The organism is Pseudomonadota bacterium, assembly GCA_026390555.1.
Lineage (GTDB): Bacteria > Bdellovibrionota_C > UBA2361 > UBA2361 > OMII01 > OMII01.
In genome coordinates this window covers 1-24,292 of the sequence record JAPLFS010000076.1, presented here as the reverse complement: position 1 = coordinate 24,292, position 24,292 = coordinate 1, and the positions used below count along the sequence as shown (strand labels likewise).

24 protein-coding genes and 1 CRISPR repeat array are annotated in these 24,292 nt (G+C 50.2%); of the genes, 12 read left to right on the top strand and 12 right to left on the bottom strand.

Annotated features, from left to right (window positions below):
- Nucleotides 1-14 precede the first annotated feature (14 nt).
- The 10 genes from NTV65_10755 to cas2e all read left to right on the top strand — a co-directional run bounded on the left by NTV65_10755 (nt 15) and on the right by cas2e (nt 11,491).
- A complete protein-coding gene (locus NTV65_10755; GenBank protein MCX6115675.1) occupies nt 15-2,186 on the top strand; it encodes a TraM recognition domain-containing protein in 2,172 nt (723 codons plus the stop codon).
- Nucleotides 2,187-2,311: 125 nt separating this feature from the next.
- Nucleotides 2,312-2,791 (top strand): hypothetical protein, encoded by a 480-nt coding sequence (locus NTV65_10750; protein ID MCX6115674.1) that lies wholly within the window; start codon nt 2,312-2,314, stop codon nt 2,789-2,791.
- 156 nt (nt 2,792-2,947) lie between these two features.
- A complete protein-coding gene (gene cas3, locus NTV65_10745) occupies nt 2,948-5,722 on the top strand; it encodes a CRISPR-associated helicase Cas3' (protein ID MCX6115673.1) in 2,775 nt (924 codons plus the stop codon).
- The gene (gene casA, locus NTV65_10740; protein MCX6115672.1) at nt 5,709-7,313 is read left to right on the top strand and encodes a type I-E CRISPR-associated protein Cse1/CasA; all 1,605 of its coding nucleotides are present in this window, start codon (nt 5,709-5,711) and stop codon (nt 7,311-7,313) included. The genes cas3 and casA overlap by 14 nt, the downstream gene beginning before the upstream one ends.
- A complete protein-coding gene (gene casB / locus NTV65_10735) occupies nt 7,310-7,792 on the top strand; it encodes a type I-E CRISPR-associated protein Cse2/CasB (GenBank protein MCX6115671.1) in 483 nt (160 codons plus the stop codon). The genes casA and casB overlap by 4 nt, the downstream gene beginning before the upstream one ends.
- Nucleotides 7,793-7,823: 31 nt before the next feature.
- A complete protein-coding gene (cas7e, locus tag NTV65_10730; GenBank protein ID MCX6115670.1) occupies nt 7,824-8,882 on the top strand; it encodes a type I-E CRISPR-associated protein Cas7/Cse4/CasC in 1,059 nt (352 codons plus the stop codon).
- A gap of 2 nt (nt 8,883-8,884) precedes the next feature.
- The gene (gene cas5e / locus NTV65_10725; protein MCX6115669.1) at nt 8,885-9,607 is read left to right on the top strand and encodes a type I-E CRISPR-associated protein Cas5/CasD; all 723 of its coding nucleotides are present in this window, start codon (nt 8,885-8,887) and stop codon (nt 9,605-9,607) included.
- 18 nt (nt 9,608-9,625) lie between these two features.
- Nucleotides 9,626-10,309 carry a type I-E CRISPR-associated protein Cas6/Cse3/CasE gene (gene cas6e / locus NTV65_10720; GenBank protein ID MCX6115668.1) on the top strand — a complete coding sequence of 228 codons (684 nt, stop codon included), beginning with the start codon at nt 9,626-9,628 and terminating at the stop codon, nt 10,307-10,309.
- Nucleotides 10,306-11,223 (top strand): type I-E CRISPR-associated endonuclease Cas1e, encoded by a 918-nt coding sequence (cas1e, locus tag NTV65_10715; GenBank protein MCX6115667.1) that lies wholly within the window; start codon nt 10,306-10,308, stop codon nt 11,221-11,223. The genes cas6e and cas1e overlap by 4 nt, the downstream gene beginning before the upstream one ends.
- A complete protein-coding gene (gene cas2e, locus NTV65_10710; GenBank protein MCX6115666.1) occupies nt 11,204-11,491 on the top strand; it encodes a type I-E CRISPR-associated endoribonuclease Cas2e in 288 nt (95 codons plus the stop codon). The genes cas1e and cas2e overlap by 20 nt, the downstream gene beginning before the upstream one ends.
- A 71-nt stretch (nt 11,492-11,562) precedes the next feature.
- A CRISPR array of direct repeats spans nt 11,563-12,143; the repeat unit is 29 nt; unit sequence GTGTTCCCCGCGTGTGCGGGGATGAACCG.
- A gap of 107 nt (nt 12,144-12,250) precedes the next feature.
- Here the strand turns inward: cas2e and NTV65_10705 are convergent.
- Nucleotides 12,251-12,853 carry an NAD(P)H-dependent oxidoreductase gene (locus NTV65_10705; GenBank protein ID MCX6115665.1) on the bottom strand — a complete coding sequence of 201 codons (603 nt, stop codon included), beginning with the start codon at nt 12,851-12,853 and terminating at the stop codon, nt 12,251-12,253.
- Between the two features lie 108 nt (nt 12,854-12,961).
- Here NTV65_10705 and cysD point away from each other — a divergent pair, with 108 nt between their 5' ends.
- Together cysD and cysC are read left to right on the top strand one after the other, a co-directional pair.
- On the top strand, nt 12,962-13,864 hold the full coding sequence (gene cysD / locus NTV65_10700; protein MCX6115664.1) for a sulfate adenylyltransferase subunit CysD: 903 nt from the start codon (nt 12,962-12,964) through the stop codon (nt 13,862-13,864).
- Complete coding sequence (gene cysC / locus NTV65_10695) at nt 13,864-15,783, top strand: adenylyl-sulfate kinase (protein MCX6115663.1); 1,920 nt, start codon at nt 13,864-13,866, stop codon at nt 15,781-15,783. The genes cysD and cysC overlap by 1 nt, the downstream gene beginning before the upstream one ends.
- Here cysC and NTV65_10690 read toward each other — a convergent pair.
- The 11 genes from NTV65_10690 to NTV65_10640 all read right to left on the bottom strand — a co-directional run.
- The gene (locus NTV65_10690; protein ID MCX6115662.1) at nt 15,780-16,394 is read right to left on the bottom strand and encodes a hypothetical protein; all 615 of its coding nucleotides are present in this window, start codon (nt 16,392-16,394) and stop codon (nt 15,780-15,782) included. The two genes, cysC and NTV65_10690, sit on opposite strands and share 4 nt — an antisense overlap.
- Nucleotides 16,387-16,605, bottom strand: a complete 219-nt coding sequence (locus NTV65_10685) for a hypothetical protein (protein ID MCX6115661.1) — start codon at nt 16,603-16,605, stop codon at nt 16,387-16,389. Before NTV65_10685 ends, NTV65_10690 begins: the two co-directional genes overlap by 8 nt.
- A gap of 55 nt (nt 16,606-16,660) precedes the next feature.
- On the bottom strand, nt 16,661-17,029 hold the full coding sequence (locus NTV65_10680; GenBank protein ID MCX6115660.1) for a stress response translation initiation inhibitor YciH: 369 nt from the start codon (nt 17,027-17,029) through the stop codon (nt 16,661-16,663).
- 7 nt (nt 17,030-17,036) lie between these two features.
- The gene (locus tag NTV65_10675) at nt 17,037-17,525 is read right to left on the bottom strand and encodes a DUF192 domain-containing protein (GenBank protein ID MCX6115659.1); all 489 of its coding nucleotides are present in this window, start codon (nt 17,523-17,525) and stop codon (nt 17,037-17,039) included.
- A 3-nt stretch (nt 17,526-17,528) separates the two neighbouring features.
- Entirely contained in the window at nt 17,529-18,521 is a 993-nt protein-coding gene (locus NTV65_10670) for an electron transfer flavoprotein subunit alpha/FixB family protein (GenBank protein ID MCX6115658.1), read from the bottom strand.
- A 9-nt stretch (nt 18,522-18,530) separates the two neighbouring features.
- Nucleotides 18,531-19,280 (bottom strand): electron transfer flavoprotein subunit beta/FixA family protein, encoded by a 750-nt coding sequence (locus NTV65_10665; GenBank protein ID MCX6115657.1) that lies wholly within the window; start codon nt 19,278-19,280, stop codon nt 18,531-18,533.
- Between the two features lie 298 nt (nt 19,281-19,578).
- Nucleotides 19,579-20,988 (bottom strand): hypothetical protein, encoded by a 1,410-nt coding sequence (locus NTV65_10660; GenBank protein MCX6115656.1) that lies wholly within the window; start codon nt 20,986-20,988, stop codon nt 19,579-19,581.
- 2 nt (nt 20,989-20,990) lie between these two features.
- Nucleotides 20,991-21,851: a DEAD/DEAH box helicase gene (locus NTV65_10655; protein MCX6115655.1), complete on the bottom strand. Its 861-nt coding sequence runs from the start codon at nt 21,849-21,851 to the stop codon at nt 20,991-20,993.
- 18 nt (nt 21,852-21,869) lie between these two features.
- A complete protein-coding gene (locus NTV65_10650; protein MCX6115654.1) occupies nt 21,870-22,622 on the bottom strand; it encodes an ATP-binding cassette domain-containing protein in 753 nt (250 codons plus the stop codon).
- A gap of 67 nt (nt 22,623-22,689) precedes the next feature.
- Complete coding sequence (locus NTV65_10645) at nt 22,690-23,733, bottom strand: tRNA-dihydrouridine synthase (protein MCX6115653.1); 1,044 nt, start codon at nt 23,731-23,733, stop codon at nt 22,690-22,692.
- A partial coding sequence (locus NTV65_10640; protein MCX6115652.1) for a response regulator occupies nt 23,726-24,292 on the bottom strand: 567 nt, incomplete at its 5' end. The genes NTV65_10645 and NTV65_10640, both read right to left, overlap by 8 nt.

Below are 24,292 nucleotides of genomic sequence, written 5' to 3'. Positions count from 1 at the left end.
AACGACTTTAATATATGGCACGTAACTATAGACGAACAGACTATACGGCGATCAGAGAGGCACGGATCAAACGATCGCTACTGACCTCTGGATTGACCTCGCTAGGGGCATTTGGAGCTGCTATGTCGCCAGCGCTCGCCTCTGCCGATCCGATGGTTCTTTTCGGCTTGGGATTAATACCTGCCGCGGCCTTTGGTCGCACCGCCTTTGAATGGGGCAAGCAGTATGCTCTTGAGCTTGAGCGCCAAAGGGAATCTATATTTCGGGGTGGTAAGGCGGTCTTGGGAATGCCACCTGAACGGGATTGCCTAGGCCATGCGGTCGAGGATGCGCGTGCTAAAAATAAAAAGATGCTCGACAAGTATCTGATCGGTTTTGAGCTAGATTCAGGAAAACCGCTCTGGGTAGATGATGATGAGATATGCACACATGGTGCCGTGTTTGCAAAGACTGGAGTAGGAAAAACACTCTGGCTTGAATCCCTTATCTTTCAACAGATGGCGCGTGGCAGGGCTAGTGGTTGTACCTTCATAGACGCAAAGCGTGATTCAACGACCCTCGCTCATATTATCCTAATGGCGATGGTGACCGGCCGAATTGAGGATCTGATCATCGTCGATCCGTTCGAAAGTGTGCATGCATATAACTTTGTAATGACGAATCAGCGCGCCGACGTTAAGGCGCGTAAGGTTCTGCGTGCAGGGCTCCCACCAACATCGGATCAGAGCTCAACTAAGCACTACGACCGACTAGCAGCCGATTCAATCTATCGCATGGTGCGCGCCATGGAGAGTTTTGGCCTAGCGTGGTCTATTCGTGATATCGCCGTATCGCTCTCAGCATTTCAGATCGCTTATCCGCACCTCAGAAACATGCTTAATAAGATCGGAGCCCGCCAGGCCATGGTGGAGCTCGGCCATCTGGCATCCAGCTATCGCAGCGTAAAGGGTGTGCTTGATACAGCTCGTATTACCGATAACCTACGGGGTATCGCCTCTGAACTGCACGCAATTGCAGGCAGCGAGGTGGGTGAGGTCTTCTGCACTAAGTATACCGACCTCGTTCTTACCGACGCTATTCTGCGCGGAAAGATCATCTACTACATGCTTCCAAGGTTAGAGGAGGCCGAGAGTGCGGCTAGAATGGTCAAAATATTTCGTGAAGACCTTGAGGTATCGATCGGTGAGATTACCTCTTCACGCATTCACAACCTTGAGGACCCGCACCTAGTTATTATCGACGAGGGATCCTCTACCTTTGGACCAACCTGGGCGAACCTCTTTGAGCTTGCGCGACGTGGCCGCTTTGCGCTGCTCTTCGGCGCGCAGTCGACAGGTGGACTTACCGATGCGGCCGCTGGATTGAGTGAGGCGTTTTATGAACGCGTGATGGCTAACGTAAACTTAAAGGTCATGATGCGTATCGGGGATAACCGTACCGCCGCTGATATGACCGAGTGGTTCGGAAAGATTACAAGCACCAAAAAATCGATCGGTGCTGGCGTTACAACGGGGCTCTCTAGCACACTGCTAAAAGGGCCGCTTGATATTAGTGCGCGCCGAACAGGTGGGGAGTCTCAAACTGTTAGTTATTCAGAGGATGAGGAGGATCTCGTTAGCGCCGAAGAGCTTAAGCATGAGATGTCGGCAGAGAAGGGTTTGGCCTGGTTCGATCTAGGAAACGGCAAGATCGTCAAGGGGCGCTCGTTTTGGTTTAACGCTAGCCTGCCAGAAACCTGGGAGGGGCGAGAGTTTGTTGTTAAGCCGGAGCGATTTGAAGTTGATGAGATCGGATTAGCAGATTGGGTCGATGAGCAGATCCTCTCTCAGGAGCAGGATGAGATCTCAGCCAAGTTTGCCTCTAAACCACGGCAAGCTGCAGAGCCTGAGTTTCCGCGTGATAAATCAGGGGGCGCACGAGGCGCTTCGTCCGCCTCTGCCTCTTCAGAGCCTGGAACGCCCTCATCATTTAAGTTAAATATGATGCCGCGCGGTGGAGCACGGCCGCGGGGCGTCGTAACAACTATTGCAAAGCCCGCTTCTGCCACTACTACTACGCAGCAGGGAGCTCCCGAGCCCCCGACAGAGAGCGTAACTGCTAAGAAAGCAAGTGAAGCAAAGGCGCCAGTACCCCCGAAGGATCCTCCTAAGGGGCCACGAACGGGCCCCCTTAAGCTTAGGAAATGAGATAATCTTGCTTTTAGACTAGTAGGTAAGTATCTTTAGGGGTTGTAGTATGCTTGTTGTAGTTTACGCTTGCAAATTGACTAACGTCTCTATTATGCACAGGTTTTAAAAAAGGTGAAGGTTCTATGTACCGCGGCGGAGTTACTTTTTCGATCAACAAATCCTTTGGACGCCTGCAACTAATCCCAGAAGCGCAGGGTCTTAGACTTTTCTACACACCGATAATTGAGGGCTCCGAAGCTCCTGGCGCCCCGGGTAGCCTAGATATGGTGCTTCCGATCGATGCTATTGGAGGGCTTTGGGCAACCACACGCGCATTTCTTTACGGTGTTGAAGCGCTCGATGAGAACGTCGTCTTGCAGAGTGGTGAGAGCGAGAGCGATTCAGATACCCTCATTAAACTTTATCGAGATAAGCCACGCGGACAGCAGGGGAAGTTAAGTGGCGAGGAGGTCTGCTGGCTCCGTATCGTAACGGGCCGCACAGAAGAGGAGCGTCGTCGAATTAAGCTAGGGCCTAGAGACCTTCTCTGTCTTGAGCTCTCATGCAACTCAGTTATGATCCTTGCAGGCGATGCTGGAACTCATAAGCCGGCGTTGATGTAGGCGGGAGCAGGCCCCCCTCCGTCAGTCTTTGATTTTATAGCAACAACCCCACTTAGCGGACCTGCATCATCCTGGCGAGACGCATGTTTATGGATCCAGTAGATGTGGTGTTATAAATAGAGTTTGCTGTAAATTAAACCTTGCTTTACAATAGGTATGAACAACACCAATCGGTCATACTACAACTTTTGGGCTAAAGCCGAAGAGAACTCCAACAGCTTTCACCTGTTGCCATACCATAATCTGGATGTAGCAGCGGTTGGGCACGTTTTATTGTCTCTTGATGATCAATTACAGGAGCGATTATCCTGTTTTCTACATCCTTGCGCGAAACCTCTCAGTAGATCGCTTTTTACCCTACTCTTGGCCTTGCATGACATTGGAAAGTTTGCCGAATCATTTCAAAATCTTCGACCCGATCTATTACGGCAACTTTTAGTCAAGGAGAGTAATGCTCGATACTTGTTGCGTCATGATAGCGCCGGTTGGTTGTTATTTAGGCACAAGAGTGTTCGAATTAAAGAGATTCTGTTTGGAGGCTCGGCGCCTATTATTGAAGGGTGCGCGAATGTTGATGATACCCTTGATGTTTTGGATCCGTTACTAAGGGCCGTATTTGGACATCACGGCATGCCCCCTGATAGAGCTAAGGCAATGGCTCTTAGTACCCCATTATTTCCGCTAGACTTTGAGAGCGCCGCAGCTGAGTTCGTAAGTGATGTTTCATCTTTGCTATGTATTAAACCGATCCGCGTCTGCTCCGATACTACGTACTCGCAAGATTGTCGGTTGACAAGCACTGGCGCATGGATATTCGCAGGATTTGCGGTTCTGTGTGATTGGATAGGCTCAAGCTCACAACGATTTCCATTTCAGTCCACACGCATAGCTTTAAGTGACTATTGGAATGATTGCGCGATTCCCTTCGCAGAAAAGGCGATCCATGAACTAGGAATCCTTCCGTGTTCCGTCAGGTCCTTTGGCGGAGTAGAAGTCATATTTAGTCACATAAAACAGCCCACCCCTCTGCAAGACCTGTGTGCGACAGTAGAGATTCCTGCTGTGCCGCAGTTGTTTATAATAGAGGACTCAACGGGTGCGGGGAAAACAGAAGCGGCAATATCGTTGGCGCATCGCTTGCTTGAACATGGCCTCGCCCAGAGTATCTTTTTTGCTCTTCCCACCATGGCAACGGCTAATGGCGTGTTTGAGCGAGTAAAGAATGTTTTTAAAAATGTATTCACCGAGAATAGCAGGCCATCATTAGTCCTGTCGCACTCACGGAGAGACCTGAGCCATTCTTTTAGTCAGCTCATGTTCCCAGAGACTGCCACAACATCTGTCGCAGGTGACGATGAGCCTGGCGAAGTAGGCTGCGCAGCGTGGTTTGCAGATTCTCGCAAAAAATCGTTGTTGGCTTCCTTTGGGGTAGGAACTATTGACCAAGCTCTCGTAGGGGTCTTGCCAATAAGGCACCAAAGTTTACGGCTTTTTGGGGCAGCTCGAAGCGTTCTTATTATTGATGAGGTTCATGCCTACGACACGTACATGACTAAACTGCTTTGTGCGTTGCTTGAGTTTCAGGGTGCTTTTCAAGCCCCAGTAATTCTGCTGTCTGCGACCCTTCCTGCATCACTGAAAGATAAATTTATTGCGGCTTACCGCAAAGGGCTTGGAGCAGATCTCTCTGTTAAACGCTTGCCAGATAATCCATATCCATCAATGGAGATAGTTTCTAGAGCAGATATTGTTAGAAAGACCTTTTCCACGAGAACTTCAGTAAGGAGAACTGTTGATATTTGCTATGTATCGGAAGAATCTTCGGTCCAGGCTGAGATAGCGAAGGCAGTTCAGGCAGGAAAGAGCGTTTGCTGGATTAGAAATTCAATTGAGGATGCTCGCTTAGCGTATCAGTCCGTTAGTGAGCACCTCCAGCAGTCTGGTGCTAATGCCATCGGCAAAGTAACTCTCTTTCACTCGCGATTCTGTTTCGGAGATAGGCTGGAAATAGAGGAAAGCGTGCTTGAGGTCTTCGGACCTAATGGAGGAGCAAAAGATCGATCTGGGCGTATTTTGATATCAACTCAGGTAGTAGAGCAATCCCTAGACCTGGACTTCGATGTGATGATAACAGACCTGGCTCCTATGGATTTGATTATCCAAAGAGCGGGGCGTCTCATGCGGCACTCTCGGGACGCTAGTGGAAATCGAATTGTTGGCGCAGACGAGAGAGGCAAGCCGCTTCTGTATGTCTATGGTCCTATCATTACGGATCGTCCAGGGAAGGATTGGTACTCCGCCTTCTCAAGGCCAGCTAGTTTCGTCTATCCTCATCATGGGCAGTTGTTTTTAACAGCAAAGTGCCTGTTCGAGAAAAAGGAGTTACGGGTCCCTGAGGATCTTCGTCCCTTTATTGAAGCGGTCTATGGAGATGATTATTCGACACACTTACCACCAGAGCTTGTTGAAGTTGAAGATAGAGCGGAGGGAGCTGATAGAGGAAAGACTAGTATCGCAAGTATTAATATACTCAAAATTATTGACGGATATAACTGCATCAGTAATGAGTGGTCGTCAGATGTCGATACGCCGACGCGGCTAACAAACGAACAGCGTATCGTGACACTCGTAAGGGAGTGCGAGCTAGGTATTGTACCAATTTATCAGGGGCCTAATGGGTGGGAGTTAAGCGAGATCTCCTTACCTAGGGGTTTTAGGGAGCTATCGCCAGAGGCTTATTCTCAAGCGTGCTGTAAAGCGTTGGAGTTTTTGAAAAATCAGCCTCAGCATCGTTGGCGGAATTTTGTTGTGGCGCATTCAAAAGAAGGGTACTTTTCTGGCTCTCTAATGAAGCTCAAGGGTGAAGAACAGATCCTTTTTAAGTACGATAAAAAGTCAGGTTTGGAGCTGCTGGTGGATGAATTGCTTTAATTTACTCAGGGAACGGTGGATCCCAGTAAGGCTACAGTCCGGGGCTATGGCCCTTATAGCGCCCCATGAGTTGGTTTCGTTGCAGGGGCAAGATTTTGCAATCGACGTAGCTAGTCCACGACCTGACTTTAATGGGGCGCTTCTTCAGTTTTTAATTGGATTAGTCCAAACAGCCTTTCCTCCAGATGATAAGAGGAGCTGGCGGCGATTTCTTGCAACTCCGCCCGATCCAAGCGTTCTACAAGAAAGATTCGCACAATTTACCTTTGCGTTTAATCTTGACGGCGATGGTCCTCGATTCATGCAGGATATAGAAGTGTCTCTAGACACCCTGAATGATCCTGTCCCTATAAATCGTTTAATCATCAACGAGCCTGGAGAGCAATCTGAAAAGTTAAACAAGGATTTCTTTGTAAAACGCGGTTCATCCCCCTTCCTATCTCTTCCTGCTGCGGCACTAGCACTCCTGACCCTTCAATTAAATGCACCGTCTGGAGGGCAGGGGCATAGAACCTCCTTACGAGGAGGGGGTCCGCTGACATCTGTGCTTGAGGGAGATTCTCTGTGGGAAACAGTCTGGAGAAATGTTCTTCAAAGCCAGGAGCTTAACTACTCATCAGACAGTGTTGATAGATCAAAAGAGCTTATTTTTCCATGGCTTACGCAAACTCGTACAAGTGAAAATGATGAAAAGATTGAGCCAGCAGACGCCCATCCGCTCCTCATGTTTTGGGCTTGCTCAAGGCGCATAAGGTTACTTTTTTCCTCAGATAAAAGAGCCTGCAACATTTTTACAGCACTAGCGCCAGATAGAGGGTGCGAGCATTACGTGACAAAAAATTACGGTGCTAATTATTCCGAGAATTGGATACACCCACTTACCCCATATAGGGGAACCAAAGAGGGGCTCCTATTCACAGTTAAAGCGCCACAGGCGGGGATTTCGTTCCGAAATTGGTTAGGCCTTGTAGCGCAGGCTCAAGGAGCTCAGCCAGCGTTAGTCGTCAGGCGACAGCAAGCTGAAAACCAGCAGGGTGCGTCGCGCCTGCTGTGTTTCGGATACGCCATGCACGATGCGAAGCCCCGCAATTGGGTACAAAGTCAGCTTCCTCTATATCTATTTCCTGATGAGAGCAGCGTGGAGCGGTACGCAAAAGACATGTTTGGATTGGTCTCGGCAGCTGAGGAAGCAAGAGATATTCTCAAGAAAGCCCTTAAAATTGCATTAGGAAAAAAGTCGCACATGGCTTCATATGCTCAGCAGCTTAACAATTCGCTCGAAGGCGAGTTTTTTGCGTTAGCAGGAGTGCTTTCAGAATCCGATGAATCTAGTCGAATCGCATGCAAGACTAAGTGGTTGCAGGTAGTAGTAGCCACCACACGTAATACTTTTGACCAACTGCTTCTTGGGGGAGATCTAGTGGGAGTGGACTCTCCTCGCGTGTTTGCTGGCAGAGCATTTTTGCAAAAGCTTTTTAAGCAGCGGTGGAGTAAGCTTGAGGGAATGCTGGAACTTCCACTATCTGCCCCAGTACTCTTGGAACGGGCTAAGAAAAAGACCAGACATGTTGAGCAGGAGGCGAAAGTATGAGCACGGCTAATTTGAGAACTGAGGTGGGGAGCCTAGCAGCGGAGTGGTGGAGCCGGCTCAAAGAATGCCCCGGTGCTAGAGCAAGGTTGCGGAGGTGCGGCTCTGTTCTTGAAATAATATTGGAACCCGAAGTCCATTCGCTACGACGTGCATTTCAGTCTCTTGAGAATAGTAGAGTGTCAATAGAAACTGTAGCTCTCATAGCTGGAACATTGGCTTGGGTGGAGGAGGCTAGTAATGAGTCTATGGGTGAGCAACTAGGGAAGGCGGCGGAACAAAAAGCAGCAATTCAAAATCGGATGCGACGACTACTTAAGGAGGAGCGTGGTAATTACGATAGGCTCTTGGATCAATGGAGACGAGTGCTTGCATTGCTGGGTGGGCGAGCAAATCCCGCTGAGTTATCAAAGCTCATCTTCTTTTGGGGGGATACAGCCAAGAAGAGATTCGCGACAGATTTCTATGAGCATATTAAGTAGGTAAAGAATAGTTTACATATCAGGAGAAAAAATGGCTAACTTTGTGCAGATTCATACTCTAACCTCATATCCACCATCCAATTTGAATAGAGATGATTTAGGGCGACCCAAGACCGCTGTGGTAGGGGGTGCAACTCGGCTTCGCATATCGTCGCAGTCTCTCAAGCGAGCATGGCGTACATCACGCATATTTACCGAGAACTTGCAGGGCAATCTTGGTATCCGGACCAAGGAGATCGGGCACTACGTTGAGAAGCTCGGGCTAGAGCTTGGAATCAGTGCGGATAAGCTTAAGAACGTGGCTTCGAAACTTGTCGCTATCTTCGCGGGAGAGAAGAAAGAGGCTAAGAAAGATAAAGATAGTCTTAAAGCAGAGCAGTTGGTGTTTCTTGGCACGCTAGAGCTTGAAGCTATCAAGGATCTTCTATCGAATATTGCAAGTGGGGGGGATTGCTCAGATGAAGACTTAGCAAGTGTGCTCAAAAAGGCCCCTGGTGGTGTAGACGTGGCCATGTTTGGTCGTATGCTTGCTTCTGCACAGGAATGCAACGTGGAAGCAGCTGTGCAGGTTGCTCATGCCTTTAGTGTGCAGAAGGTTACGCTAGAGGATGATTATTTTACTGCCGTGGATGATCTCAAGGGGGCATTTGAGAGAGAGGGTGCCGCTCATATTGGCATAACTGAGTTCGGTTCCGGAGTGTTTTATGAGTACGTGTGTATCGATCTTGATCGTTTGGTAACTAACTTAGGAAAGGATAGGGCGCTTGCCTCCGCAGGGCTTAAGGGGCTTATAGAGGCCGTTTGTACCTCCAGTCCATCAGGTAAGCAGAATAGCTTTGCCCATGGTTCATATGCATCCTATGTATTGGTAGAGCGAGGCACGAGACAGCCTAGAAGTTTATCATCAAGCTTTTTGAACCCCATAGGAGGACAAGATGTATTGAGGGATGCAATTGCTCAACTTCAGGATACTAGGGATAGTTTTGATCAGGTGTTCGGCAAATGTGCTGACTCTCGATATGAATTGAGCGTGCCGACTAAGCAAGGATCCTTAGGCGAGCTAATCAGCTTTGGATCCACTATTGAGTAGTTATGAATCAGGCTTTAGCATTCTTTCTTTATTCGCCGCTCCAGTCCTGGGGGGATATTGCTGTTGGTGAGATCCGAAATAGCTTTCGATATCCATCCAAATCTGCGCTTATAGGACTCCTTGCGGGAGCTATGGGACTGGATCGGTGTGTAGATGAGAGCCGAATACTTGCGCTCAATAATGGGCTTAACTTTGCTATTCGTATCGATGGTGAAGAAACTATGATATCGGATTACCATACCGTACAGGTGCCGCCTAATAAACGAGGCGCTGGATATCGGACAAGAGCTGCTGAGCTTCAAGCCGAAGATCTGGAAACTATTTTATCGTCTCGAGAATATCTCTGTGATGCGGTTTTCTCAGTCTATTGCTTTGGAGATGCTGAGACACTCATTCAACTACAGGAGAAGCTAATTTTTCCGGAACGACCATTATATCTAGGTCGAAAGAGTTGTCCACTTGCAATGCCTACTCTTGCCCAAATAGTGAAGGGGCCCACACTCCTCTCTATACAGCAGCAGTTCGCCGTCCCTTCTGAAGTCCGAGAAAAAGCATGGGTGCCTTTTAGGAACATTGGTAGCGATACAGGTATAGTATGGGAGGCGGGTATTAATGCAGGGATTACCGCAACGAGAACTATTCAGCGAAGCGATGATATAATAAGTCGCCATCGCTGGCAGTTTGGAATGAGATCTGAGTCCATCGGCTATGTAAAAATGCCGTAGGAAAGGAGAATTTACGCGATGTTTTTTTCTAAGATAACTTTTCGAAGCCCAAAAGATGCAGCCAAAACTCTGCATGACGAATATCGAGTTCATCAATTGATCTGGGAGATAGCGTCAAGCGGCCCAGAGCAGGAAAGGTCGTTTCTTTACCGTCAAGTAGCTGGTGGTATCCCAACATTTTATATCCTGTCGATCAATTCTATTACGGAGAAGCATCCATTATTCACAATAGAATCGAAACGGTTTGAGCCGGTTATAACGGCTGGGGATTGTTTTCAATTCTCCGTCAGGGTCAATCCTATTGTTGCTAAATATCATGAGGTAGTACCTCTAGCAGGTAGCAAAAAAACGCGTTCTACCAGGCACGATGTCGTAATGAACGAGAAATTTATTCGCCGAGCACAGGGCGTAGAGTGCAGTTCTATGCAAGATATTATCTCAACTTCTATTAGCAGATGGATCGAAGCACGGGCTGAGAGAAATGGTTTCTCAATCAGGGCCGACTCTCTTTTGTTTTCTGAATATACTCAACGCCGCTTTTTTAAGAGGCGAACCTCTCACGCTGTTGCGCTCTCAACTGTTGACATATCAGGAGTGCTGCAAGTAGTTGATAGTGACAAATTTCTTTTCTGCCTCAAAAATGGGCTAGGGCCAGCCAAGGGGTTCGGGTGTGGGCTTATGCTGATTAGACCCGTCACATGAACGATTTTTCAGCGCCTAAGCCAATTCCGATAAAAGAAAGGGTCTCCATGCTCTTCATCGAGAAGGGGCAGCTGGACGTACTAGATGGTGCATTTGTTGTTGTTGATGCAGCTGGTGTACGGACGCACATTCCTATCGGTATGGTGACGTGCTTGATGCTCGAGCCAGGTGCCAGAGTGTCGCATGCTGCAGTTAAGCTCGCCGCTTATGTTGGATGTCTGCTCGTATGGGTAGGGGAGGCTGGAGTTCGTCTTTACGCATCTGGACAGCCTGGCGGAGCCAGAGCTGATCGACTCCTTTACCAAGCTAGACTTGCCTTAGATGAAACGTTGCGTCTTAAAGTAGTGTGCAAAATGTACGAGATGCGGTTTGGAGAGGCACCCCCACAACATAGAAGCATAAATCAACTTAGGGGTATTGAGGCCGGGCGAGTGAAGGCCTTATACCAGCAATTCGCCAAACGATATGGGGTAGCATGGAAAGGGCGAAAGTATGATCCTCAAAGCTGGGAGGCGAGTGATGACATCAATCGAAGTTTAAGTTCGGCAACGGCCTGCTTATATGGAGTTACAGAGGCCGCCGTGTTGGCGGCTGGGTATGCTCCGGCAATCGGATTTCTTCATACAGGAAAGCCTCAATCGTTTGTGTATGATATTGCCGATATATTAAAGTTTGACACAGTAGTTCCGATTGCCTTCGAGGTAGCCGCCTCGCCTAAGGGGCCAATTGAGCGAGAGGTTAGGCATAAGTGTCGAGACAGTTTTCGGGCGAATAAAACTTTGCAAAGGTTGATTCCTCTTATAGAAGAGGTGTTGGCTGCCGGGGGGATTGAAAAGCCGCCTGCTCACGCGGAGGCACTTCCAGTAGCCATCCCCGAACAACATGGGAATAAGGATGTTGGTCATCGTAACTGAGAACATACCCCAGCGCATAAGAGGCCGCTTAGCAGTCTGGCTTATTGAAGTCAGAGCGGGAGTTTATATAGGTGATGTGTCTCAAAAAACTAGGGCTATGATTTGCCTTCAGGTACAACAGGGATTGGCTGAAGGGAATGCTGTAATTGCTTGGACTACTAATACCGAGGCGGGGTTTGATTTTTTTACACTTGGGAGCAACCGTCGTCTTCCGGTGGAGCTGGACGGAATGAAGCTAGTTTCATTTCTGCCGCCTAAAGACCCATAAAACAAGTCACAACTTTCGGTAAGTATGAGGGCTAGCTACTTACGTACTGATATTAGTAAGTTACGGGAACAGTGTTCCCCGCGTGTGCGGGGATGAACCGGTTGATCCGTTGTGATCCCCTGTTGGACCGCTGTGTTCCCCGCGTGTGCGGGGATGAACCGTTTTAGGCAGTTTTCGTTTATCTTTATCTGAGCGTGTTCCCCGCGTGTGCGGGGATGAACCGGTGTCATGCCGAACTCTTTTTCGAGCCTGAGTGTGTTCCCCGCGTGTGCGGGGATGAACCGGTGACGTTGAGTAGCAGTCTGAGAGCGCATCTGTGTTCCCCGCGTGTGCGGGGATGAACCGGCTAATACGATTAGAATTAAGCGACGAGCAAGTGTGTTCCCCGCGTGTGCGGGGATGAACCGCCCGAAGCGTTGGAGGCGACATTATGAATTCCCGTGTTCCCCGCGTGTGCGGGGATGAACCGTCGACAACAACAGATAAAGCGGAAGAATACAGGTGTTCCCCGCGTGTGCGGGGATGAACCGTTAAACAAAGATGTTGCACGATTTAATTAGCTGTGTTCCCCGCGTGTGCGGGGATGAACCGATAAGATCGAGAGAGTAGATCGGTGTGGGGAGGTGTTCCCCGCGTGTGCGGGGATGAATCGAAAGAGGGGCCACCACGCTATATTCAAGCTGGTCGCATAATTGACCGATAAGTAACGTTATCGGACCTTGGGAGGGTTTGCCAAAGCTTGCTTAACCCTGCATTACATTACATCCCGTAGGGGAAGTCCTTTACATTAATCTTTCCACTGGCGCGTACACCCTTAAAGGCCTTGGCGTACTCGGCTAGGATCTCAAGTGAATAATGCAGTCGCTTACGGATCTCTGCATCACGATCATCTGCTGGTGTATCACCAACCAGCATCGTCTCAACGTTACGCACTATTACGTGGTCGGGCACATATACTAGGCGGTTATTCTTGTACGATGAGAGCCGTAACTCTGCGATCGGATAACTTCCACCAACTCCGCTCGATACTGATACTATCATGGCGGGTTTGTGGCCAACCTCTTTAGTACCGCACAGAAGTAAGAAATTCTTTAGGCCTGCAGGCACCATGCCAGACCACTCTGGGGAGACTAGAACTAGCGCATCACTCTTTTGTAGGGTCTCTGCTATTGGACCCCAGGTCGCTTCCCAGTGGGGCTCCCCGCTCCATACACCCTCATCCCAGAGCGGAAGTGGGTTCTTTGCAAGGGTTATTAGAGTGCCCTGCATACCCTGAGATTTAATGTCCTGCTCGATGTAGCGAGCCACGCGCTCAGATTGCGAATTTTCCCTGTGGCTACCTGATATTATTGATATATTCATAGTCTGCTATGATGCATCAACTGACTTAATTTATGCAACATTAAAGATGTTAGAAAGGGGCCCTAGAGCTGTTACCGAGCCCCATTGCATGCTAAAAATCAGAGCTATATGCATCCACCATCTCACCTAGAGCAACTTGAAGCTGAGAGCATCTATATCATGCGTGAGGTCGCGGCGCAGTTTGAGCGCCCCGTTCTTATGTACTCCGTTGGTAAGGACTCCTCAGTGCTCTTACGGCTAGCACAGAAGGCCTTCTTCCCGGGAAAGATCCCCTTTCCAGCGCTGCACATAGACACCTCCTATAAGTTTCCAGAGATGTATGAATTTAGGGACAGGACAGCTCGTGAGCTCGGACTAAACCTAATTATTCATAGAAATGAAGCGGCCTTAAGCGCTGATGCCAATCCATATACCCTAGGAACCCAACAGTGCTGCGCCCTACTTAAAACCGGCGGACTGCTCGAAGCGCTTAAGATAAATGAGTTTGATGCTGCTATCGGTGGTGCTCGCCGTGAGGAGGAACGCAGTCGCGCTAAGGAGCGAGTTTTCTCCTTCCGCGATAAACATGGCCAGTGGGATCCCCGTAACCAAAGACCTGAGCTATGGAACCTCTTCAATGGTAAACTTCTTCAGGGCGACTCGATGCGGGTTTTTCCGCTTTCGAACTGGACCGAGCAGGATATCTGGCGCTACATCCTAAAAGAGCAGATCCCAATAGTCCCGCTCTACTACGCCCAAAAGAGAAAGGTGGTAGTTCGAGGTAATAATCTAATCCCAGTAATGGAGTCTGATCCTAGAACCTTCACTGGTCAGAGGATTGAAGAGGTCGTGTGTCGTTTTCGAAGTCTTGGATGTTATCACTGTACCGGCGCCGTGCGCTCAGAGGCCACGACACTGGAGGAGATCGTTAACGAGATGCTTCATGTGAAGACCTCAGAACGAGCTACCCGTATCATCGACTTCGATACTGATGGCTCGATGGAGCTTAAAAAACGGGAGGGGTACTTCTAATGAGCTCTGCACCACAAACATTCGATACCCCTACTTTACCGGCCTCTTTGCTGCGTTTCTCAACAGCCGGTAGCGTCGATGATGGTAAGTCCACACTGATCGGTAGATTGCTACACGATTCTGGTAACGTGTATGAGGATCATCTTGCTGCTCTTGAAGTAGCGGCACAAAAGAGCGGCTCAACACGCCTCTCGCTAGCACTCCTTACCGACGGCCTTAAGGCCGAACGGGAGCAGGGCATTACTATAGATGTTGCCTACCGTTATTTTGCAACTCCGCGCCGCCGTTTTATCCTGGCCGACTCTCCCGGGCACGTTCAGTACACACGCAACATGGCAACTGGGGCTTCAAACGTCGATCTAACGATAGTACTTGTTGACGCACGCACAGGTATTATTGAGCAGACTAAGCGCCACGCTTTTATAACTGCACTGCTCGGTGTGCCCCGTATAGTGCTGGCAATCAATAAGATGGACCTGGTCGAATACTCGCAGCAAAGATTTGAGGAGATCGTCTCAGACTTTACACAGTTTTCAGCCAAGCTAGGCATTCGTGAGATTAAGTTTATTCCGGTCTCTGCGCTTGAGGGTGATAATATAGTATCGAGTAGCAGAAAGATGCCGTGGTACGGCGGAGAGACCGTTCTTGAGCACCTTGAAAATGTCTATATCGCAGGTGATCAGAATCTAGTGGACCTCCGTTTTCCGGTTCAGTACGTAATCAATCCGCATCAGAACTTCCGTGGATACGCCGGCACCGTTAGCTCTGGCATCATCCGAGTCGGAGAGGAGCTCGTTTCGCTGCCCGCCATGACACGCTCACGCGTTAAGCGGATTATCAAAGCTGGCCCACAGGTCACAACGCTGGAGCTTAATGAGGCAAGCAGCAGAGATGCTGTCGTGATACAACTCGAAGATCAACTTGATATATCGCGCGGCGATATGCTCGTTAGACCTAAAAACGTGCCGCGCGTAACGACTCAGTTCGATGCCATGCTAGTTTGGCTCGGAGATACTCCGATGGATCTCGGTACACGCTATGTAATTAGGCACACTACCAGGGAATCTAAAGCTTACATCTCAGAAGTAAATTACAAGATAGATATTCACACACTGGGTAGGATGCCCGCCGAGCCCCTTACAACTAACGAGATCGGACGCCTCTCGTTTACGACCACAACTCCACTCTTTATCGACCCCTATCAGAAGAATCGCGCCACAGGAAACTTTATACTTATCGATCCCACAACGTTTCTTACGGTTGGGGCGGGTATGATTATCGATCGTGGTAGGTCAGACGAGCTTAGCGATGAAGATACCGAGCAACCCGGTCGCAATCTGCATCAAGAGGCTACCCTAGTTACTCAAAGCGAGCGTGAGGCACGCTCTGGCCATAAGGCTATGACCATCTGGATGACCGGTCTCTCAGGCTCGGGCAAATCTACAATAGCAAAGGGTGTTGAGCGTGCGCTCTTTGACGAGGGCCTACCGGTTTACTTCCTTGACGGCGACAATCTACGTCGGGGACTTAATAATGGGCTCGGCTTCTCTAGAGAGGATCGCCTAGAGAATCTTAGGCGCGCCGCTCAGGTTGCAACGCTAATGAATCAGGCTGGAATAACTGTTGTCTGCGCCTTTATCTCTCCCTACGCAGAGGACCGTATGACTGTACGGGAGATAATTGGAGCCGATAGGTTCCTTGAGGTTTATATCACAGCGCCGTTATCAATCTGTGAGAGCCGCGATCCGCACGGGCTCTATCAGAGGGCCCGCTCCGGGGAGCTCAAGAACTTTACCGGCATAAATGACCCGTACGAGGAGCCGCAGCACCCTGCCCTACGAGTTGATACCGCATTAAACACCGTACAGAGCAGCATTAAAGAGGTTGTAGCGCTCGCCCTACTTAGCTCCACACTCTAGGCTTTTAGAATCGGCGTTCCATCCATCTCAGGAGGCACAGGAAGTCCAAAGCTTGCTAGTATACTAGGAGCTAGATCCCAGATACCACACGGGCCCTGCTTCCACTCGGTTTTATTTGAGAGGATCACACCCGGTACAAGCGCTGGATCAAAGCAGTGATCAGCGGACCACTTATTCGTTCTATCCCCGATAACCTCCAGAGGGAACTTCCCAAGCACCCCCTCCTCACCCACGGCAAAAGGTCGCGCTCCGAGGCGCAGATTAAGGTGCCCAAAGATAATAGTAAACGGAATGGCGAGGATAAGAACCGGGCCCATCGCAAGCAAGAAATAACGCATCCCTGCGAGTAAGAGGAGCCCCTGCGCCCTAAGGGAGATCTGAATATCGCGCCGAAAAAGTACGACTTCAATCAGCCCCGCTGCGATCTCATTCTTAACTCGCTTGATCGCTGCCTGCTTTGAGATCCTCCCGTACAGGAGCACCATCACGATTCCAAAAATAATTGCTACTAAAACGAGCTGATACCCCACACCCAATAGCTGTAAGGGCCTCCAAAGTAGATCGAAGATCACCGCCAGAGCCGCCTGTAGCGCTGTGATAGCGTTACTCAAGGTAGCCCAGCCCCTGTAACTGCTTAGAGATCTCATCAACCTCAGCCTGAGTAGGCTCTTTATTCGAGGTTTGCGCCATCGTTCTCTCAGCTTCGCCCTCAATAGAGCGCTCAATAAACTCCTCTAGTGAGCACCCCAGGATGCCTGCAGCCACCCTGGCCTTCTGAAATACCGTATCGCTTAGCTTTATCTTATTTCCGCCACCAAACATATAAGCACCACCTACATTAATAACTCGACTGAGACTATAATGTAATAGGGGCCCTCTAGCCACCACTACGCTTGGCTCTAATTCCTCGACTAGCAAGCTCCTGCAGAACCTGGTCGCAGTGCTCCCCCTGCAACTCTAGCACCCCATCCTTAAGGGCTCCGCCGGTTCCACATAACCGCTTGAAATCCTTTAGGAGCAGGGTCAGAGCGTCCTGGCTCATAGCTAATCCAGATATGCTCGTTACAGTCTTTCCACCACGCCCCTTAGTTTCACGACGAACCCGAACGTTACCGTTCCCGATAACGGCGCCGCGCGCATCCTTAGAGCAGGAGCACTTTAGCTGCGGCTTATTACAACCCCCACAGATGGTTCCATGCTCAGTTGAATATACAACTCTCTGTTGCGGGTCCTTTGAAGATATCATACCACTATCACTGAATCGGTGGCAGCTGCCCGGTCACCTCGACCGCTACACCGCTTGAAACACCGAGACGCTTAATCGTTCCGGCGCTGAACTCAAGTACATACTGGCTCGGAATTCCTACGGTCCGAGGATCCTCGGTCAGTGGTGTCACGTTCTCAAGAGCTCCAACGACCTTCCAAGCGCTTGAGACGAACACCATATCGAGCGGAATCAGGGTGTTCTTCATCCAGAAGCTATGCTCACGCTCCTCTTGAAAAAGAAATATCATGCCGGCATTTGAAGCCAGCGATTTGCGAAACATTAGACCACGCATGCGATCTGAATTAGTCGCCACTACCTCCATGCGAAACACCTCAGTTTTCTCACCGCTCGGTTTTTTGAAGATCAGATCAACCCCATCCGCCGGTGCGTTTCGTGAACAGGCGGTCAGCACTATTAGGAGCGCAGCTCCTAAGCTTAAAAACATAGATAATAGTATCCATGTTCGCCTTATCATAAATTAAGCCCCCTTGGCCTTCTTGATGGCCGCCGCAAGCTCCGGCACAACCACGAAGAGATCGGCCACTAGACCATAATCAGCTACCTCAAAGATCGGAGCCGCTGGGTCCTTATTAATTGCAACGATTACCTTAGAATCCTTCATGCCAGCCAGATGCTGAATGGCTCCAGAGATACCTACGGCGATGTAGAGGCTTGGCGCAACAACCTTGCCGGTCTGTCCCACCTGCCAATCGTTCGGGGCATACCCTGAATCAACCGCGGCACGTGAGGCCCCGATAGCGGCCCCAAGCGCATCTGCAAAGGGGAAAATAACCTTCTCAAAATTCTCGGCTGAGCCGAGCGCCCTCCCGCCGCTTATTACTACCGCCGCATCTGATAACTCTGGCCGATCAGCTTTTGATTGCTCATAGCTAACTATCTCGCCGAAGCGGGGCTGCTCGTATAGCTCAGGATCTCCAGCAAGGTGTAGTTTCTGCACCTCACAGCCCCCGCCCTCCTCCTTAGTGGCAGGCGCAAAGGCGGTTCCTCGAATTGTCACCACCCTATTGCCAGCAGCGAGCTGAACATCGGCCATGATATTTCCAGCATACATCGGACGCTTAAGGGTTCCATCGCTATTTACCGCGACCACCTCAGAGGCTTGTACCGCGTCGAGTAACACGCTTACTCGAGGCAAGCAGTCCTTGCCGGTGCTACTTGCAAGCGCCACTATGCAATCAGCTCCAAGCTCCTTGGCCGCCAGCGTAATGGCGCGGCTGTATGGCTCAGCTCGATATCTTTCAAATAGCGCTGCCTCAGAGAAGCGCACGGTGCTGAATCCATAAGAGCTAGCTTCGTTAGCCGCAACCTGCGCCCCTGGCCCAAGCGTTACAGCAACCAAGCCCTCACAGTGCCAGGCTGCCGCAAGCTGTCGTGCTGCGGTAAGAGCTACAAGCGATCCTTTGAGGATCCTTCCTTGATCGTGTTGAATAAAAACCAGAACTTTTCCCATCTGAACCCCCTAAAATACCTTTGCTTCGTTCTGCAGCACGCTTATAAGCTCCGCCACATCGGCGACCTTGCGACCAGCCTTACGCACTGGTGGCAATGAAAGCCTACGCACCTCTAGCTTGAGCTGTGGAGAGACCCCAAGCGCTTCAAGACTCAACTCCTCAAAAGGCTTCTTCTTAGCCTTCATGAGATTAGGCAGAGCTGCATAGCGCGGCTCATTAAGACGCAGGTCAGTTGATACAACGCACGGCATCGGTATCTTTATCGTTTCAAGCCCCCCGTCGATCTCGCGGGTGACGAGTGCGTTTGGTCCCTCAATTACTACCTTTGATGCAAAGCATGCTTGCGCCAGATTAAGGCGCGCTGCCACCAGTTGCGCCGTCTGATTACTGTCTGAGTCTATCGCCTGCTTACCCATTAGGATCATCCCATAGGAGCCGCGCTTAAAGACCTCGGCTATGACCCGTGAGGCGAGGTCCGAGTCAGCTGGACCATCGTGCTTTACCAGGATCGCTGAATCAGCCCCCATTGCAAGCGCGTATTCGAGTCGAGCACGCATATCGGCCGGCCCAATGCTGACCAAGACTACCTCGCTCGCCACACCTTTTTCCTTAAGGCGGATAGCCTCTTCAACAGCTATCTCATCAAAGGTATTTAAGATCCATTTGACGCCATCAGTCTGAATTCCGGATCCATCGGCCAGAAGCTTGAGCTTAAGCTGCCAATCAGGAACACGTTTTACCGCTACCAGTATCTTCATAACTATTCACCCCAGTATAAACTTGTCGGTGGTTAAAAGGATTTAATCTTGCGATCGGTCCTAAAGCCCCACCTTTCTTGTCGTCCCCTGATCGGGGACGCTCATTTTAAGGGGGTGAATAGTCAGTATTATCACCCCCGATTTGCTCCGCAAATCGACCCCTGAGGGGTTTGTTCCCACCCCTGTTTGCTCCGCAAACTCGCCCCTTAATCGGGGCTAACGCACGCGAATCTAGTTATCATCATAATATACATTTCTACTCCAGAAGTGTTTCCGTGAAAAGCTCCACAATCTTTATCTACGTCGTAATCAGACTCTCCGAAAACGGCGGGCGCAGTAGTCTGCTGCGTCCCACCTTGGCGGACTGCGCCAGGATAGGATGGGTTTTTTCAAGACGGGTTATTTGGTTAAGGTGATCAGCGGTCTGACTGACCAGGCGCGCCACATCGCCATCTGCAACTCCAGATAACCTTAGCAAACCAGAGAACTCCACCCACGACTCCGAGTCCATCCATGTGATAACGGTTAGAGCGGCATCCGGCAATACCGCTACATCTACTGCACCCGGCCCATGATAGTTGTCCCTAATACGCTGCACAATTGCCCCGATCTTGGTGAATAGTTCAGGCTTGATAGGATTGTTCTTTAATTTAAAATACTGTCTATGTTGATCCCCTGCGATACTGGCGATAAGCCCCACCAACTCAAAGAGCGCACACTGATCAAACAGCTTATCTTCGATACACTCAGCAAGTTGAAGGACTAGGCTCGTACAGAGCTCCGCCGCCCAATATCCCTTATCGGTTAGGCTGCCCCCATCGACATACCCAAGCTTACGTAGACCATCAAGTGAGAGTTCAAGTGAGGTCTCCTGCTTTTTCTCAATCTCATCGGCTTCGCGCAACTTTCTGCGAACCCGCTTGTCGGCTTTTTTGCGAGGCTCACCCTTAAGTTCTAAATCACCCTCGATCTCCATTTGCTCGTTAATAGCTTCCTCACGCAATCTGCCGGCATCGCGTCGATTAATAAATGCGCCGAGGCTACGCTCAACAGTAAATTCCAGATCGTCAACGTTACGGTACTTAAGAAGATTGAGCACCGTTGAGGGCGCTGCAAAATATGCTGACTTAAGTGGCTCAGGTGGTCGCTTTGAGACCTCAAGCAGAACCCGTGCATCCGAGAACTTACTGGGGGTAATTAAGCATACCCCTACCTTATCCTTACCACGTCGCCCTGCTCGCCCCGCCATCTGTTGAAATTCAGCGGCAGAGAGCACGCTGAAGCCCTCTGAGCCACGCTTACTGTGTGCCGTTATTACGGCGGTTCTAGCTGGAAAATCTACCCCTGCAGCAACCGTTCCAGTTGCTACCATCATGCGTAGCATGCTGCGTGACATTAGCTCCTCAAGAAGAAGCCTCCAGATCAGAAGCTGTCCTGCATGATGCGCCCCAACCCCAGTCGCTATGAGAGCCTTGTATTGCGGATAAGTCGTAACGAACTCCTGCTCAAATCCATATTTTTTGATAATAATCTGAACTTCGGCCTCTAGTTTTTGTTGCTGCTCTGCCGGCATGATTGCGTGCTCGTTACGGTGCAGATTATCAATATCTGCATCGCACTGTTTGCGCGCCGTTCTGAATAGGATCGCAGGCAACAGGCCATCTCTTTCAAGCTCTCGTAGGATAGTCGTAACTGGAAAATCTTGCATAACTATCTACGCCCCCGACCCGAGCTACTACCGCGACGTGAACCACCGCCACCACCGCCACCACGCGGGCCCCTACCACCCCCGTTACGCGAACGTCCGTACGAGCCCCCTTGCTCCTGATACGAGCCTGAGACACGCATCCCGTCTCCGTCAAGACTAGCACCACTATAGTAGTGCGCAACCTCTGGTGAGAGGTGCCCCTTTTCATCACTAAGTGGGATAACACCGTAACGTGGATGAAGGAATCCATAGCGCAGCTCTACCGGGCGCTCTATCTTTTGAACGATACGACACTCCTTATTTCTAACCTCTTCAATCCAGGACGCGATCTCCTCGGCGTTTGAGATTGAAGCGGAGAGCATCAACAGGGTAGAGGTGCTAGGCGTTAGGATGATACTCTCCTCCCACACGGCACCGCGTTGCGGGTCTGCGATATAGTGCACCTCATCCAGAATAACTAACGAGTATCGACCAAAGCCTCGATAGAGCTCGTTACGATAGATCTCGGTCGTCGCGATAACGATATCGGAATCCCCCTCAATCTTTCTGTCACCTGTAAGCAATCCGACAGAGTGCTCAGGCCCAAATGTATTTTGAAACTCGGTATACTTCGTATTCGAAAGCGCTTTAAGCGGGGTGGTATAGATCGGATACTTTCCCTTCTTAAGTAAGTCTCGCATCGCCTGAATAGCGATAAAGGTCTTGCCTGAGCCGGTAGGGGCAACTACGAGTGTGTCGATACCAGCCGCTAAGTTTGAGATAGCTGCCTGTTGAAAGTCATCGGCTACGAAGGTGCCCTTACTAGGTACCCCAATACCTGAGAGAAATCGCTCACGGGACTCCTCTATCGCTCTATGCTTCATGAATGCCACAATAAATCCTTATACAATAACTGACGGCTCTATACTCGGAGTTCCGAGTTCGAAGCGACAGGCGACAAAACTACGCACCGATGCTGAAGCTCCCTGGCGCAGATCGTCAAGTGAGCCATCAAACGCTACGTTACCATCAAAGAGCGCAATGATACGATCCGCTATTGGCAAGAGCCTTCGCAGATCGTGACTAACGATAAAAGTAATCGGCTTATAATCGCGGTGCAGCTCTACGATTAGCTCCATAATGACGCTACTCGCCACAGGATCAAGCCCACTCGTTGGATCATCGAGTAGCAAGATACGTGGTCGGCTTACGAGTGCGCGCGCAAGAGAAACCCTCCGCCTCATCCCACCACTTAACTGTCCCGGTAACTTGTAGGCCGCCTTGGTAAGTCCTACCCGCGCTAAGATCTCGCCAACCTTACTGCACACCATTTCACGCTGCTCGGTAGGCAATCCATTTGTGGGTACGTTGCCCTGTACCAATGGAAACGCCACGTTATCGTATACGGAGAGAGAATCAAAGAGCGCCCCCTCTTGAAACATAAGGGCCACGTCGTCAACGCCGCACCCCCCCTCGAACTCAACCGTGCCGGCATCACTGCTGCATGTATGTGCAATAATCTTCAGCAGGATGCTCTTACCACCACCACTTGGCCCGATTAAACCGGTGATAGTGGATGGCTTTAGCGTAAGGGCGACCCCTTTGAGCACCTCTTTCTCGCCAAAACCTCGGTAGATATTATTTATTCTTAGCACTCTTAAATTCCGTTACTCTGCTCTTATTAGGCTCTTATTACGCCCTTATTCCACCCTTATTCCACAGTTATTCCATAGCGTACTGGTCACAAGACCCATCTTCATCTCGCACAGGGGCCTCCTCAACTAGCTCACCCCCGATGATACCCTTCCAAGCGCCATCCCGCACCATCTCAAGAAGCTGTATCTGCTCTGGGAGGGTATTGATGGTCAGGAGCTGCTTTCTCCACGGCGCCCCTCGACACATCTGAGAGGCGAGCTGCTTAAGCTTTCCAGGACAGGCGCTATCTTGAAAGTCCTCTCGCAACAACTCTATGTAACGAAACAGGATTGATAACATAAGTTTTTGATTACCACGCAAAGCGCTCGGTGCCCCGCTCATAATCTCACTAAACACGAGCGGATTCGACATACTGGCGCGGCCAATAAAGAGCCCAGCGACCTTGCCTACTAAGCGCTGCTCCGCTGATGCGCGATCAACAACATCCCCACTTCCCATTACCGGAATAGAGACCGCATTAGCCACCTGCTCTACCAAACTCCAGTCCGCCTCTCCACGATAGAGCTGCGCCCTAGTACGACCATGAACTGCGAGCGCCTCTATCCCTTCAGACTCAAGTATTTTGGCAAGATCTACTGCGTTACGCGAGCTATCATCCCATCCGGCCCTCATCTTAAGGGTGAGTGGAATAGAGATTGCGCCCTTAATCGCCCGCACGATCTGCACGAGGTGCTCCGGTTGTCGCATCAGCTCGCAACCGCCCCCCCGTTTAACGACCTTAGGAGCTGGACAGCCGCAGTTAATATCAACTATATCGACGCCGAGATCCTGAACCATCAAAGCGGCATCGCGCATACGGTTAATTTCGTACCCAAAGATCTGCACGCAGTATGGGCGCTCCTCCTCAGAGAATCGCATCATTTCTAGTGTGCGGAGCGAGCCCCTCGTCATGCCCTCTACGGAAACGAACTCGCTCACCAATAATCCGACAGAATTGGGGTTTAGTTGCTTAACAAGTTTGCGAAATGGTCTAGTAGTTACGCCGCTCATAGGGGAGAGAACGAGCCCAGGACTGATCGTTATGTTGCGGACCTTGTACTCCTTAATCATACAAGCACCCGCGTACCTTTCTAGATAAAACTTCAATTGAGAATGGCTTTTGAATAAAGTCCCTACCCCCAGACTCAAGGATGCGCTGGACAACATGCTCAGAGCTAAAGCCGCTGACGATCAGAACACGCGCGCCTCTATTAATCTCCAGGATCCGGTTAAAGACCTCTTCGCCAGAGAGTCCCGGCATTAATAGATCGAGGATCACGAGATCGAAATCCCCACCGGCGTTAACAAACTTCTCGATACCTTCAAGCCCCGAGGCTGCGGTCTCAATCGCGTATCCAAGGTGGCTAAGACTAAGGCCCAGCACATTACGCACGGCATATTCATCATCAATAACAAGCACTCGCTCACCGCGCCCCTTGAGAGGTTTCGAGTCATCCTGCGCCTGCAAGAGCTCCGTCTGCTCCTCTACGGCGAGGAGTGGAAAGATGATGCGAAACTCAGTGCCAACTCCCTGCTGTGAATCAACCTCAATAGCCCCTCCGAGCTGCTCTACGATTGAATTCACGGTAGAGAGCCCGATTCCGGTGCCCCCTTCATTCTTAGTTGTAAA

What these genes read in the sequence shown, in the direction of transcription:
- NTV65_10755 (MCX6115675.1), top strand. Translation starts at nt 15, where the DNA reads ATGGCACGTAACTATAGACGAACAGACTATACGGCGATCAGAGAGGCA.
- NTV65_10750 (MCX6115674.1), top strand. Translation starts at nt 2,312, where the DNA reads ATGTACCGCGGCGGAGTTACTTTTTCGATCAACAAATCCTTTGGACGC.
- cas3 (MCX6115673.1), top strand. Translation starts at nt 2,948, where the DNA reads ATGAACAACACCAATCGGTCATACTACAACTTTTGGGCTAAAGCCGAA.
- casA (MCX6115672.1), top strand. Translation starts at nt 5,709, where the DNA reads ATGAATTGCTTTAATTTACTCAGGGAACGGTGGATCCCAGTAAGGCTA.
- casB (MCX6115671.1), top strand. Translation starts at nt 7,310, where the DNA reads ATGAGCACGGCTAATTTGAGAACTGAGGTGGGGAGCCTAGCAGCGGAG.
- cas7e (MCX6115670.1), top strand. Translation starts at nt 7,824, where the DNA reads ATGGCTAACTTTGTGCAGATTCATACTCTAACCTCATATCCACCATCC.
- cas5e (MCX6115669.1), top strand. Translation starts at nt 8,885, where the DNA reads ATGAATCAGGCTTTAGCATTCTTTCTTTATTCGCCGCTCCAGTCCTGG.
- cas6e (MCX6115668.1), top strand. Translation starts at nt 9,626, where the DNA reads ATGTTTTTTTCTAAGATAACTTTTCGAAGCCCAAAAGATGCAGCCAAA.
- cas1e (MCX6115667.1), top strand. Translation starts at nt 10,306, where the DNA reads ATGAACGATTTTTCAGCGCCTAAGCCAATTCCGATAAAAGAAAGGGTC.
- cas2e (MCX6115666.1), top strand. Translation starts at nt 11,204, where the DNA reads ATGTTGGTCATCGTAACTGAGAACATACCCCAGCGCATAAGAGGCCGC.
- NTV65_10705 (MCX6115665.1), bottom strand. Translation starts at nt 12,853, where the DNA reads ATGAATATATCAATAATATCAGGTAGCCACAGGGAAAATTCGCAATCT.
- cysD (MCX6115664.1), top strand. Translation starts at nt 12,962, where the DNA reads ATGCATCCACCATCTCACCTAGAGCAACTTGAAGCTGAGAGCATCTAT.
- cysC (MCX6115663.1), top strand. Translation starts at nt 13,864, where the DNA reads ATGAGCTCTGCACCACAAACATTCGATACCCCTACTTTACCGGCCTCT.
- NTV65_10685 (MCX6115661.1), bottom strand. Translation starts at nt 16,605, where the DNA reads ATGTTTGGTGGCGGAAATAAGATAAAGCTAAGCGATACGGTATTTCAG.
- NTV65_10680 (MCX6115660.1), bottom strand. Translation starts at nt 17,029, where the DNA reads ATGATATCTTCAAAGGACCCGCAACAGAGAGTTGTATATTCAACTGAG.
- NTV65_10675 (MCX6115659.1), bottom strand. Translation starts at nt 17,525, where the DNA reads ATGATAAGGCGAACATGGATACTATTATCTATGTTTTTAAGCTTAGGA.
- NTV65_10670 (MCX6115658.1), bottom strand. Translation starts at nt 18,521, where the DNA reads ATGGGAAAAGTTCTGGTTTTTATTCAACACGATCAAGGAAGGATCCTC.
- NTV65_10665 (MCX6115657.1), bottom strand. Translation starts at nt 19,280, where the DNA reads ATGAAGATACTGGTAGCGGTAAAACGTGTTCCTGATTGGCAGCTTAAG.
- NTV65_10660 (MCX6115656.1), bottom strand. Translation starts at nt 20,988, where the DNA reads ATGCAAGATTTTCCAGTTACGACTATCCTACGAGAGCTTGAAAGAGAT.
- NTV65_10655 (MCX6115655.1), bottom strand. Translation starts at nt 21,851, where the DNA reads ATGAAGCATAGAGCGATAGAGGAGTCCCGTGAGCGATTTCTCTCAGGT.
- NTV65_10645 (MCX6115653.1), bottom strand. Translation starts at nt 23,733, where the DNA reads ATGATTAAGGAGTACAAGGTCCGCAACATAACGATCAGTCCTGGGCTC.